Origin of the sequence: Pseudogracilibacillus sp. SO30301A, from assembly GCF_037072025.1 — a bacterium.
GTDB lineage: Bacteria > Bacillota > Bacilli > Bacillales > Amphibacillaceae > Pseudogracilibacillus.
The window spans coordinates 55065-67070 of sequence record NZ_JAXHDD010000013.1; the positions used below are offsets into that span (position 1 = coordinate 55065).

14 protein-coding genes and 4 pseudogenes are annotated in these 12006 nt (G+C 37.9%); 3 read left to right on the forward strand and 15 right to left on the reverse strand.

All coding sequences use genetic code 11. The annotated features are described in order from the left end of the window. From SPD89_RS08770 to SPD89_RS08775, 4 genes and pseudogenes are all read right to left on the reverse strand, one after another. Positions 1 to 890, reverse strand: a pseudogene (locus SPD89_RS08770) (ABC transporter ATP-binding protein). A gap of 111 nt (positions 891 to 1001) precedes the next feature. Beyond that, the gene (locus tag SPD89_RS22985; protein ID WP_442961095.1) at positions 1002 to 1196 is read right to left on the reverse strand and encodes an oligopeptide/dipeptide ABC transporter ATP-binding protein; all 195 of its coding nucleotides are present in this window, start codon (positions 1194 to 1196) and stop codon (positions 1002 to 1004) included. Between the two features lie 11 nt (positions 1197 to 1207). Next, positions 1208 to 1352: pseudogene (locus tag SPD89_RS22990) on the reverse strand (peptide ABC transporter ATP-binding protein); the annotation flags it as partial. A gap of 438 nt (positions 1353 to 1790) precedes the next feature. Then, the gene (locus SPD89_RS08775; protein WP_336261580.1) at positions 1791 to 3251 is read right to left on the reverse strand and encodes an amidase family protein; all 1461 of its coding nucleotides are present in this window, start codon (positions 3249 to 3251) and stop codon (positions 1791 to 1793) included. An 806-nt stretch (positions 3252 to 4057) separates the two neighbouring features. Here SPD89_RS08775 and SPD89_RS08780 point away from each other — a divergent pair. Beyond that, a pseudogene (locus SPD89_RS08780) lies at positions 4058 to 4183 on the forward strand (FAD-binding monooxygenase); the annotation flags it as partial. 68 nt (positions 4184 to 4251) lie between these two features. Here SPD89_RS08780 and SPD89_RS08785 read toward each other — a convergent pair. Then, positions 4252 to 4650 (reverse strand): FAD-dependent monooxygenase, encoded by a 399-nt coding sequence (locus tag SPD89_RS08785; RefSeq protein WP_336261581.1) that lies wholly within the window; start codon positions 4648 to 4650, stop codon positions 4252 to 4254. A gap of 159 nt (positions 4651 to 4809) precedes the next feature. Continuing rightward, a complete protein-coding gene (locus SPD89_RS08790; protein ID WP_336261582.1) occupies positions 4810 to 5049 on the reverse strand; it encodes an FAD-dependent oxidoreductase in 240 nt (79 codons plus the stop codon). A 194-nt stretch (positions 5050 to 5243) separates the two neighbouring features. Between SPD89_RS08790 and SPD89_RS08795 the strand changes: the two genes are divergently transcribed. Together SPD89_RS08795 and SPD89_RS08800 are read left to right on the forward strand one after the other, a co-directional pair. Continuing rightward, positions 5244 to 5996, forward strand: coding sequence for an IclR family transcriptional regulator (locus tag SPD89_RS08795; protein ID WP_336261583.1), 753 nt, complete (start codon positions 5244 to 5246; stop codon positions 5994 to 5996). After that, positions 5989 to 6771, forward strand: a complete 783-nt coding sequence (locus SPD89_RS08800; RefSeq protein ID WP_336261584.1) for an IclR family transcriptional regulator — start codon at positions 5989 to 5991, stop codon at positions 6769 to 6771. Before SPD89_RS08795 ends, SPD89_RS08800 begins: the two co-directional genes overlap by 8 nt. A 49-nt stretch (positions 6772 to 6820) precedes the next feature. Here the strand turns inward: SPD89_RS08800 and SPD89_RS08805 are convergent, their stop codons facing one another. From SPD89_RS08805 to SPD89_RS23005, 9 genes and pseudogenes are all read right to left on the reverse strand, one after another. Next, positions 6821 to 7237, reverse strand: a complete 417-nt coding sequence (locus SPD89_RS08805; RefSeq protein WP_336261585.1) for an acyl-CoA thioesterase — start codon at positions 7235 to 7237, stop codon at positions 6821 to 6823. After that, positions 7234 to 7638: pseudogene (locus SPD89_RS08810) on the reverse strand (fumarylacetoacetate hydrolase family protein). Before SPD89_RS08810 ends, SPD89_RS08805 begins: the two are co-directional and overlap by 4 nt. 220 nt (positions 7639 to 7858) lie before the next feature. After that, a complete protein-coding gene (locus tag SPD89_RS08815; RefSeq protein ID WP_336261586.1) occupies positions 7859 to 8086 on the reverse strand; it encodes a hypothetical protein in 228 nt (75 codons plus the stop codon). Between the two features lie 225 nt (positions 8087 to 8311). Next, on the reverse strand, positions 8312 to 9493 hold the full coding sequence (locus SPD89_RS08820; RefSeq protein ID WP_336261588.1) for an acetyl-CoA C-acetyltransferase: 1182 nt from the start codon (positions 9491 to 9493) through the stop codon (positions 8312 to 8314). Positions 9494 to 9506: 13 nt separating this feature from the next. Then, positions 9507 to 10286 (reverse strand): enoyl-CoA hydratase/isomerase family protein, encoded by a 780-nt coding sequence (locus tag SPD89_RS08825; RefSeq protein WP_336261611.1) that lies wholly within the window; start codon positions 10284 to 10286, stop codon positions 9507 to 9509. A gap of 16 nt (positions 10287 to 10302) precedes the next feature. After that, positions 10303 to 11157, reverse strand: coding sequence for a 3-hydroxyacyl-CoA dehydrogenase family protein (locus SPD89_RS08830; protein WP_336261589.1), 855 nt, complete (start codon positions 11155 to 11157; stop codon positions 10303 to 10305). 343 nt (positions 11158 to 11500) lie between these two features. Beyond that, a complete protein-coding gene (locus SPD89_RS22995; RefSeq protein ID WP_442961096.1) occupies positions 11501 to 11683 on the reverse strand; it encodes a macro domain-containing protein in 183 nt (60 codons plus the stop codon). Further along, a complete protein-coding gene (locus tag SPD89_RS23000) occupies positions 11683 to 11859 on the reverse strand; it encodes a hypothetical protein (RefSeq protein ID WP_442961097.1) in 177 nt (58 codons plus the stop codon). Before SPD89_RS23000 ends, SPD89_RS22995 begins: the two co-directional genes overlap by 1 nt. A 43-nt stretch (positions 11860 to 11902) precedes the next feature. Further along, the gene (locus tag SPD89_RS23005) at positions 11903 to 12001 is read right to left on the reverse strand and encodes a macro domain-containing protein (protein ID WP_442961098.1); all 99 of its coding nucleotides are present in this window, start codon (positions 11999 to 12001) and stop codon (positions 11903 to 11905) included. Positions 12002 to 12006 lie beyond the last annotated feature (5 nt).

The window sequence follows — 12006 nt, forward strand, 5'->3', positions numbered from 1 at the left end:
TTATACTAAATGACAAGTAACGAAATGATTAGATGACACTTCTCTTTTTTCAGGAATTTTTTGTTTACATCGATCCATAGCAACTGGACATCGTGGATGGAAGACACATCCAGTTGGCGGATCAATCGGCGAAGAAATCTCACCTTTTAAAATAATTTACTCTTTTTTTCTTCTAGAGTCGGACTCGGAATAGCTGATATTAGTGCTTGTGTATATGGATGAAGTGGGTTTGCATATAATTCATCCGTTTCTGCCTCTTCTACTAGGTGCCCAAGATACATAACACCACTCGATCAGAGATGTGGCGTACGACACTCAAATCATGGGCAATAAATAAGTAAGTGAGTCCACGCAATTGCTGTACCTCTTGCAGCAAATTAATTACTTGGGACTGAATCGATACATCCAAGGCAGATACGGATTCGTCATAAATGAATATTTTTGGATCAACAGCTAATGCTCTTGCAAGGCCAATTCTTTGTCTTTGCCCTCCAGAGAATTCATGTGGAAATCGATAATAATAATCTTTCTGCAATCCTACTTGATGTAGTAATTCCATTACCTTTTCCGATCTTATAAATACTTAATGGTTTTTACAGTGTAGCTCCTATTCTTTTTTTAGATTTAAAGAGGAATACGGATCTTGAAAAACCATTTGCATTTCTTTTGATAATTCTCGATTATTTTTTTGTTTGCCTGAAAAAGATTTTCGTTCTTATAGATCAATTCACCATCCGTCGGTTCAACTAATTGTAGAATAGTGCGACCTGTAGTGCTTTTCCCACATCCTGATTCTCCTACAAGCCCATAAGTCTCTCCCTTTTAAAGATGAAAAGAAATATTACCACAGCTTTTACATTGTTTATTACTTTTCCTATTGGGTTTCGAATCGGAAAATACGTCTTTAAATTTTTTACATGAAGGAGGGGTTTCCACTGATTGGTTTTTTTGTTTGTTCAACCAAAATTATCCACCCCTTCACTAGATACGCTATCATAGTGTTAACACTTTACACGATGAGTATTAGAAACTTCCTTTATATCTGGATCCTTTTCATGACAAATAGATGTTACGTATTCACACCGTTCTACAAATCTACAGCCTACCGGGATCTCCTGAAGACAAGGTACTTTCCCTGGAATAACGTGTAGTTTTTGCGTACGGTCGTCTTCTAATTTTGGTATAGATTTTAACAATCCTCGTGAGATTCTACAATCTGATGACGCACGGTTAATACAGGATTCAATGAACTGATTGGATCCTGAAAGATCATTGAAATTTCATTTCCACGAATTTTAAGCATTTTTTTGAGATAGTTTTAATAAATCATTTCCGTTATATAAGATCTCGCCAGTATATTTTGTTTGCTTTTCATTATGAAAAGATGCTTGTTAACGACGCTATTTAATAACCTTCGCTCCAACAAACCGTATCTTACTTACTATATTCATGACTTTCTAATTAACACTCCCTTCCATAAAGCGCTTTCAAAAAACTTATTTTTTTACTGGTTATCTATTAGATTTCATTATAAATGTAGAAAAAACTTTATTATACCAGCAATTTGTAGGAAAAATGAATTTTTTTTCGCTAAATGTGATAAAGAAAGATGACTATTTTATCATGTCTAGATTTAGCACTTTATCTCTTTACAACTCTAATAAATACACTACTGTTTTTTAAACGACATTTTCAAAATTGCAATATATTTTGTTATTATAATAGAGCACTATATATAGTGCTTAAAAAGGGCTGATGATCTTTTTGGGAGTGAATCACACATGGACATTTTAAAATAATGGATCAATTGGAGTCGAGATACTCGCATGATCCTCAATAATTTCTGCTGCATCGAATAACGTGTCTTCTCGGAATCTTTTCCCTATAAGTTGTACTCCTGTTGGAAGTCCTTCATAAACAGATACTGGTACCGAAATTGCTGGAAAGCCTAATAAAGGAACTGCCATCATAGGCCATTGCGCTTCCATTAAACGACGATTACTTTCAACACTTTCAATATCGATATTTTGTTCAAAAGCTTGCTCGGCTGAAACTGGTGTAAGCAATAATGGGTATTCTTCCTGAAATTGTTGCAACTGTGTAATAAGTGTCCCTCGACGAGCATATCCTTGTTTGTAATCTTCCAACGTAATATTTCCCCACCATTCTTTAGCAACTTCGTAATTATGCTTTAAATTTATTTTTGATGCTTCATCCCCAAACTTTTCAATCATTGGCATGAGACCACGAAGATCTTCTAATACTAATAAACACCAAAGCTTATGTGCTTCTGCAAATAAAGATAACTCTACTTCCTCAACAATATATCCAGCATTTTTTAAGTTATTAACAGCTGTATCTATTGCTTCAGTCACTGCTAAATCTGGCATGGCTCCTCCCACATCACGCAATACCCCTACTTTAATCGGATGTTGGAGAGGCTCCCCGATTAAAGGTAATTGTGCATGGATAGGATCACGCGGATCATAGTCAGACATAGCAGAAAGAGCTAATCGTAAGTCAGCCACATTTCGTGCTAAAGGACCGTCATTTGCCATATATTGAGCAGAAAGCGGCGCATCAACGGGGCCACCTCCGCTTGGCACCCTTCCAATTGTTGGGCGAATTCCCGTTACACCACATGCATACGCTGGATAACGAATGGATCCTGCGATATCATTCCCATGAGCAATTGTAACCATACCACTAGCTATCGCTGCACTTGCTCCTCCACTTGAACCACCAGGAGTTCTCGAAGAATCCCAAGGGTTTAGAGTACTACCATGTAAATCATTATTAGAAAACCATCTTAGACTAAAGGAAGGTACGTTGCTTCGACCGACAAAAACCGCCCCTGACTTACGTAAATTGCCTATAGGTGGACTATCACTGGAAGCAATATTGTCTTGGAATGCAACAACACCATCAGTCGTTGCAGCCCCCGCTTGATCGGAATTAATTTTAGTTGCAACTGGAACACCGTGAAGCGGTCCCAGAGCTTTTCCTTCAGCTACAGCTTTATCAGCTTCATCTGCTGCCTGAAGAGCTTCCTCAGTGATTACTTCCACGATTGCGTTTATTTTGGGATTGACTTGTTCAATTCGGTCGAGACTACTTACGGTTGCCTCCCGCGAAGAAATTAACTTAGTTCGAATCCCATGTGCAAGTTCATTTGCCGTCCAGCGCCAAAGTTCATTTGCTTTACTCTTATTGTTTAACGGTGCTAATGTTTGCTCTTGTTTTTCATTCATCAATCGACACTCTCCTTTTATAGTTAAATAGTAGTAGCATATATATATCAATCTTACTTAATGCCCGTCACACTAATAATCACTCTTTAATTCTACTAATCAAAGTTACTCAAGCATAAATGGACTATTCTTATAGTCTTATTCAATAAACCCTAAGTGATTTACAAACATTCACATGAGCTGCTAAATACTCATTTTTTCTTTAATCTTACATAATCCTACTAAAGCAGCCCTCCTTCATTTTAAAGCGCTTTCAATTTTACTTGATATATTCTTTCATATTAGTGGAATTCTATACTTGATGCCGATTTTAATCGAGCAAGTAACTTTAAGCTTAATTATAAATAGAAATAATTAAATCTTAAACCGACATTTCGTAGTAAAATATAATTCTTTTTTCGTTAATAGTGCTGGAAATAATTAATTTGAATCTTTTCAAACTGATAGCGTACTAATACCATCAAAATCTTCCTGTTCCACCATTCCTTTTCGTAACGGAACTGCGAGAGGAGAAATATAAGGTGGTTTATGCGAAGCTTTGCTAAAACCACCTTGCGGACGATTTGGCACGCTGCTTTTGTCGCTAGTTTTCATGATCCTGCGCCATCTTTGCATTATCACAGATTGCGGCAATGCGGCAATGCACATGGAACAACTGTAGGTGCAGTCGCCCGAATTAGAGACAACAAACCTTATGAAACTAGACCATATATCGGACAAGGGAATTAAGATATACCTTCTTTTAAAAATGAGTGAACTGAGGGCTTCTTTGGAAGGTTTAAGTTTTATTGGGAACTTGTTATTAAGGGGATTCGAAAGAAATGAATATGAAACGGGATGTAGCTGCATCACTGACATCGATTGTCCCACGTTTAGGTCGTTGGCTTGACGAAGGTACATATGATCCGCCAGAACTAACAATAAAATCTTAAATATATGAATCTAAATGATCAAGGAGTGAATAGAATGGTTGTTACGTTTTAAGAAAACACCTATGGAATTAGGATAAAGCAATTGCTAGATACTTTGCATCCATTACTTTCGGGATCCATTGTTTAACACCCTCAATATTGGTGTACGATTCCACATCATCATCTGCAAGTAATAGTAAATCAACACGCCAGCCACCTTTAAACGAAACAAGCATTACATTACGTCCGCCCATCGCAGGGTGACTATAATGGAAGACACGTTCGATTGGCAATGGATTTTCCTCATCTTCCTCTAAATCAATGACTAGAAAAGTATCTTTAGTACTTGGTTCTTCAAATTTTAGACCAGCTTCATTGCGCACAACGGATCGAGCGCCATCACAATTGATCATATATTTCGCATGAAATTCATCGCCAGTAGCTGTTTTTAATGACACTCCGTGATCAGTTATATCTAAATGCTCCACTGGGTTACCCCCAAAAAAACTCCACACCAGCTTCGATAAATATAGGATTCAATTTTACGTTGGTGAAGCGATATAAAATGTGGTAGCTTTTTCGTACTTTGATCGTCTGTCACGCCATAATTACGGACATGTACTTCTTTTCCTTTGTATAGTGTTCGTTTAATAGGCTAAAATCACGCCATTTCTCGCAAGTTCAAAACTTAGCCCTTCTGAAACTTCTTCCAACAACTTCAAGGTACCCTGATGAATAAAGATAGCTCGACTCCCCGGACGTAGATCGTCTTTTCCATTTGCTTCAATTACTGTACAAGTCAACCCTTTCTTTTTCAGTGCCAGTCCTGCAGTCATACCCACGGAACCAGCCCCTACGACAATCACATCATATTGTTTATTCGACAAGTTTACTCTCTCCTCTACTCCCCATTAATGATGTTAAATTCATTATAGTATCCAAGATTAATAAAACATACCTTCGGTTCCGATCAGCGGAACTCGGGTCATTTTACACAATAAAATTGACTATCTTCATGAGGCCATTTAGAATTATTTATAGATTGGAGCGTTGTCTATTAATTTACATGGATGGTGATTAGATGTTAGAGAAACAGCGAAAAAGATCGTCCATCGAAAATGCGTTCCGTATATTGAATCTTTTTTCTATAGATGAACCAGAAATGAGTGTCACAACAATATCACAAAAGTTAAATGTGCCAAAAAGCACAACATATCGTCTGCTTTCTTCCCTGCTGCAAGAAGAATTTCTGCATAAAAATCCAAACACAAGCCGATATAGCCTTGGAACATCCATTCTATCACTCGTCAATATAGTCAATTCACAAATTCATATTGCCAACGAATCTGTTCCATTTCTAAATAAACTAGTGGAAGAAACGGGAGAAAACGCCCATCTCGCTATCCTGGATAATGGCGAAACTGTTTACATTCAGACGATGAAAGGCGTTTATACATTTTCCGACGAGGGTAAAATTCAGCTTGGAACCAGAAGAGATGCTGTTTCAACCGCAGCGGGAAGAATCCTACTCGCTTTTCACCCGAATCCGACAGAGAAGACTCTGTTAGCTGGTAATGTTATTCAGGAACTGGAAGAAATAAAAAAACAAGGATATGCCCTACTGATGGATGCGTACCAAAAAAACGAAACAGAGATTGCGATTCCAGTATTTGATGAACCTGGCCAAGTGATTGCTTCGCTGAGCATTACTGCTAATTCCAAACGGGTTCAATCATACATACAAATAAAGCCATTTCTTTATTTATTAAATCAGGCAGGAGAAGGATTACGCAAAGTTATTGAACTTAGAAAGAGGGGTAAAAAAGTTGAATAAGCAGAGTGCCAGTCAAAAAAACCTTTCTTCCGTCATCAACGTACTTCAAATACTAAGACTTTTCACGCCAAAACAGCAAGAACTAAGTTTCACTGATATTAGGAAACAATTAGCTATTCCAAAAGCCAGTGCAAATCGATATATTACTTCATTACTAAAGGAAGGGATGTTAAGCAAAAACCCTAGAACCAACCACTATCGTTTAGGTTTATCTATTTTACGTTTAGGTGGAGCTATATTTAACCATCATGAATTGTATGAAGAGGCACTGCCTTTTGTCGAAAAGCTTTCACAGGACTTAGATGAATCCGTACATATTTGTTTAATGGAAAATGAAAAGGTAGTGTATCTGTTCCGTGTAGAAAGCAATCATTCGGATCGGCTTGTCACACAAATCGGAAGATCAAATCCACTTCATTGCACTGCTGAAGGACTTAGTATTCTAGCTTTTCAACATGATGACTACATCCAGCAATTCCTTACCAAAGAATTATATGCCTATACACCCTATACTATAACAAATGCTAAAAAGTTGCATGGCTTATTAATGAGGATTAGAGAACAAGCTTACTGTATTTTACAATCTTCTTATTACAAGAACTACACAGGCATTGCTGTTCCCATTAAAGACTATACGAGTGATGTCGTAGCTTCACTATCCGTCATTGGTCATTCAAATAGGCTAACAGATGCCAAGTCAGTAGATATTGTGAAACAAATGAAACAAACAGCCGATAAAATATCAGCTCATATGGGTTATATCCCTTTAGACTAAGCTTTAAAAGTACAGTAAAAAACCCCTAATCTACTAGGGTTTTTTTCTATTACTCATTGATTTCTGGGATAAATGCTTCCCGGACATATTCCGGAATCGGCACCGCCTTTAAGCTTCCTCCAGCGGTCGATGTCCATGCCCTTACTTCATATCCAGACGCAACAAGTTGATCTTTTTTCATAAAATTGTGCTGCACCTTAAATACTTTATTCTTTATATCAACAACTTCTGTATAAATTTCAATCACATCTTCAAACTGTAAAGGCGAATGAAATTTACAGAATGTTTCTAGCAGCGGGAACACAATATGTTCTTCTTTTAACAGCTTGGATACAGGTGAGACAGTTACTCCTATAAACTCGTGTGTGGCCAGATCCATCCAGCGATAAAAATTGGGATAAAAGACAATTCCTGCAGCATCTGTATCCCCAAAAGCCACTTTTAGTGTATGAATATTTTTCATCATCTTGATCCTCCATCTGCATGTTCAACGTTTACTGTAAATTCACCAATCTGCTCAACTTCGATTCGGACAGTATCACCGTATTTAAGCGGTTCAACTCCCTCAGGTGTTCCAGTGGAAATCACGTCTCAGGGCTCCAATAACATTTGATCACATGCTACTTCAAAACATTTATAGCAATCATAAATGAGATGTTTGGTCTTGCCATCCCGTCTTAATTCATCATTTCCCCATAGTTTCATAGATAATTGATTAGGATCTTCTATTTCGTCTGCTGTTACAATCCATGGTTCAATCGGTGTAAATGTATCAACGGATTTCCGCCAAGTCCGTTCCTCATCTTCCCGAAAAGAAATATCAAAATGTAAAGTAACCAAATATATAATCTTTTCCATCTTTAGCATTTACATTCTTTGCCTTTTTCCTCGATATAGCCTAGTTCTGCCTCATGTTCTGTACGGCGATCCTTAAATGACAATTGAATGGGATCCCATCGAACCAGACAAAGACGCAGGCGATTTTAAGAATAATGCTAGATCTTCAATGGTTCTTGTTGCATTATTAAACTGTTTATTCATTTCTCCTTGATGTATCTTATAATTGACAGGTGCTGCCCAAATCTTCCTAGTACTTGGGACTAGTGATTTTAAATACACTTTCGACAATTTCACAGGACTGATTCGTTTGACCAGCTGCTTCCATGGAATGTTTTAGTTCATCAAAGTTTTCTAAGAATCGTTGAAAAGATGTTTCCATATCATTAGAATTCCAATTAGCTGCTTGTGACATATCTACAACTTTACTTTTTATAATTATCCCTAGTTTATTTTCATTAAAGATTGCTATCTTCACTGCTCCACAAAACTCGCTCTAGTATCAGCGATCATATGATGTTCCTCTGTAAAGTCTTCAGTTATAAATATATCGTCTATTCCTAATTCTTCTGAGAAAAATGCATTGCTTTGAAACACATCTAGTTTCTGTACCGTTTCACTCGCATCCTGTCTAGTTGTTTTTTTGGTAAAATGGCATCCCCCGAGTTATAATACAATTTCCTTCCTTGAAATAAGACGCTCTCTATAATGCTTCCCAAACAGCTGCAATACCCTGACCACCACCTATACAAGCTGACGCAACTCCATATTTCTCCTTGCGTCTTCTTAATTCATAAACAATCGATAATGATATTCTTGTACCGGTCGCTGCGAGCGGATGGCCGATCGCTACTGCACCGCCATTTACATTACCTTTCTCTAAATCAAATCCTAATTCTTTTTGGCACCCTAAATATTGAGCTGAAAATGCTTCATTAATCTCCACTAAGTCTAAATCTGCAACCGCTAAATTTGCCTTTTCTGCTGCACCTTTTATTGCTGGAACTGGTCCGATTCCCATATATGTCGGTTCAACACCAACTACATCCCATGAAGCAAGGCGCGCAATTGTTTGAAGCCCGTGTTTCTCTGCATACTCAGCGGAAGCAATCACCACTGCGGCGGCGCCATCGACCATCCCACTTGCATTCCCAGGTGTTACCACACCGTTTTCCACGAAACGTGGCTTTAATTTTTGCAGCTGTTCCATACTCGTTTCCCTAATGTGGTCGTCCTCGTCAATCACAATGTCCCCTTTTCTTCCCTTTACTGTAACCGGTACAATCTCCTCTTTAAAGTATCCTTTGTCCCGAGCCGCTATTGCCCGTTGTTGACTTGATAATGCATGTGCGTCTACTTCTTCACGAGTAATTTTATATTTCTCTGCAATATTTTCTGCAGTTTCTGCCATCGTACAACCAACATTCGTATCCTCTAATCCATCCCATAACCAATCTTCTATCTTTGGTGATCCAAGCTGGGTTCCCCAGCGCATGCCACGAATAACATGAGGAACCTGGCTCATATTTTCTGTTCCACCCGCTAACACGACATCAGCTTCACCTGCAAGAATATAACGAGCCCCCGTAAGTATTGCCTCAATTCCTGTACCACAAACACGGTTAATCGTAACTGCAGGTACTGTGATCGGTGTACCTGCCTTCAAACCAACATGTCTTGCCAATAGATGGGCATCTTTACTTGATTGCTGCACATTTCCAAAGACAACATGATCAATTGCATCAGTTGAAATATTGGACTTCTTTATCGCTTCTTTCGCTGCAATAGCTCCTAATTCTGTTGCTGTTATATGTTTAAACGATCCCGCCATTTTAACGAAGGGTGTCCGTGCCCCTTCCAGTAAAACAATATCAGTAGACTTCATAACTTTTCCCCCATTACTTGCCAATAAAGACTGGCTTTCTTTTCTCGGTAAATGCTGCAATGCCCTCTTTTCCATCCTCCGACATAAAGGCAGATGCAAATGCAGTCGTTTCGATGATCAAGCCAGATTCTGTATCCACATTACAACCTTGATTAATCGCAAGCTTAGCCATCTGCAAAGCAACAGCCGAACTACTTGCTAGCTTTTCAGCCCATGCAAGAGCTTCATCGATTAACATTTCGTGTGGAACTACGTGATTGACCAATTGCAACTTCAGTGCCCGTTCTGCATCCACCATCTCACCGAAATAAATTAATTCCTTAGCAATTCCCTGCCCAACAATTTTCTGTAACCGCTGTGTTCCACCACCACCTGGGATAATTCCGAGACCAACCTCCGGAAATGAAAACTTTGCTTTATCAGAACAAATTCGTAAATCACAGACCAATGCTAATTCAAAGCCGCCTCCAAGCGCTAGACCATTAATAGCCGCAATTACAGGCTTAGAGATATTTTCAAGTTTAGAAAAGGTCTCCCGTGCTTTCTTATTCATCTGATTGAGACCAGTTAAATCTTTTGATGCCATTTCTTTGACATCAGCTCCTGCAACAAATGCTTTGGATCCACTACCAGTTATAACAATCGCCCGAACTGCATTATCGTCCTCTAGCTCCCCAATCAATTGATTCAATTCTTGAAATACTCCAGAACTCAACGGATTGACTGGTGGACGATTAATCGTTACTAGCGCGACCTTATTTTCAATATCACAGTTTAAAAATTCATATTGCATAGTTTTATCCCCCGTATTATTCATAGTCATAAAATCCTGCTCCAGATTTTTTGCCAATTCTTCCAGCTCGCATCATTTGCTTCATCAACATTGGTGGTGCAAATCGTGTATCATTAAATTCATCTGCCATGTACTCCATCACATAATAACCAATGTCTACACCAGCATAATCCTGTAATGTAAATGGTCCCATTGGATAATTCAATCCTAACGTAACTGCCTTATCGATATCTTCAGGAGAAGCAACTCCTTCTTCTACGAGTTTAATAGCTTCAATAAATTGTGGAACCATAATGCGATTTACAATAAATCCAGGAACATCCTTATTTACAACTACAGGTTCTTTACTTAAGCTCTTAGCGAATCCTTGCAGTTCTTCAACTGTAGTATCACTCGTATTGTAACCACGAACAATTTCGACAAGCTTCATCAACTGTGCCGGATTAAAAAAATGCATTCCAGCAACTCGATCAGTACGAGCCGTTGCATTAGCGATTTCAGTAATGGACAAGGATGAAGTATTTGTAACTAGGATAACGTTCTCAGAAATAACTCGATCAAGTTCAGCAAATACACTCTTTTTTGCATCCATATCTTCAATAATCGCTTCTATTACAATATCTGCGTATTTTAAATCTTCTATATCTGTCGTCGTTTTAATACGCCCGATTACTTTTTGCTTTTCATCTACTGTAATCTTTTCTTTTTCAACACTTTTGGACATAAACTTATCGATTCTGGATAAACCGCTTTCAATAAATTGTTCCTCAACATCTCGTAAGATGACTTGGTAACCGGCTGAAGCAGCAAGATTTGCAATACCGCTTCCCATTGATCCTGCACCTACTATCCCTACTGTTTGAATTGCCATATTAATTCCTCCTTGTATGATGTTTTGTATATTAACTCTAATTATAAAAGGTATGAATCCAAATTTATACATTCATAAAGTATGAAAGATACATTTTTTTTCATACTTTATGTAGGAGAGAATAATAAAGTTTGTAAAACTAAAAGGTAAAATATGGAAAAGTTGACCATGTACTATAAAAACAGATAAAACTAGTCCCAAGTAGGTAATGAAGAAGGTGGATGCTTGATCCGCTCCATCCTATGAAGGCTAAAAAATGTATCGCATCATTTGTCCTGTATTATTCATAGAATTACAATTATCCATCAAAAAATTACTTTTTATGTTCGAACAGTCATAAAGCTCATTGTTTACTGAGTAGTCTGCCAATTGCGCCTAAAAAGGGCATACTTATCCTGTTGGTTAAAAATGTGCTTTTGAATCTGGCTTTTTTATAACGTGTAATCCCTGTACCAAACAATGGAAAAACAATGGTCTGCCCCTCTCGATAACGCTCAACTTCCTCCCAAAACGAGAAAGCAAGCACTACACATATTCCGCCAAATTTAATACTGCTTCATTCTGATCATTCACTTTAAAAAAAACAACGAGAAGATAATCGTCATCTTTAAACACCGTCCCTAACTTATAGCGGACGCACTTTCCTACACCCTCACGTAAATCGAGCGAATCTATAATATTTAACCAATAATCTTTCTCCATCCGCTCATCCAAACTTTTACGCAACGATGGATCAGCATATTTTTCAAAAATACTTTCCATGCAGCGAATGGCGTGAAGAAACTTTTCCATCAACAATCGTATCAAAAAACTCATTAAATGGGATCACTTTAAAATCATTCACCGCTT

Coding starts and splice junctions, on each gene's coding strand:
- SPD89_RS08795 (WP_336261583.1), top strand. CDS start 5,244: ATGTTAGAGAAACAGCGAAAAAGATCGTCCATCGAAAATGCGTTCCGT.
- SPD89_RS08825 (WP_336261611.1), bottom strand. CDS start 10,286: ATGCAATATGAATTTTTAAACTGTGATATTGAAAATAAGGTCGCGCTA.
- SPD89_RS08805 (WP_336261585.1), bottom strand. CDS start 7,237: ATGATGAAAAATATTCATACACTAAAAGTGGCTTTTGGGGATACAGAT.
- SPD89_RS08820 (WP_336261588.1), bottom strand. CDS start 9,493: ATGAAGTCTACTGATATTGTTTTACTGGAAGGGGCACGGACACCCTTC.
- SPD89_RS23000 (WP_442961097.1), bottom strand. CDS start 11,859: ATGGAGAAAGATTATTGGTTAAATATTATAGATTCGCTCGATTTACGT.
- SPD89_RS08830 (WP_336261589.1), bottom strand. CDS start 11,157: ATGGCAATTCAAACAGTAGGGATAGTAGGTGCAGGATCAATGGGAAGC.
- SPD89_RS08775 (WP_336261580.1), bottom strand. CDS start 3,251: ATGAATGAAAAACAAGAGCAAACATTAGCACCGTTAAACAATAAGAGT.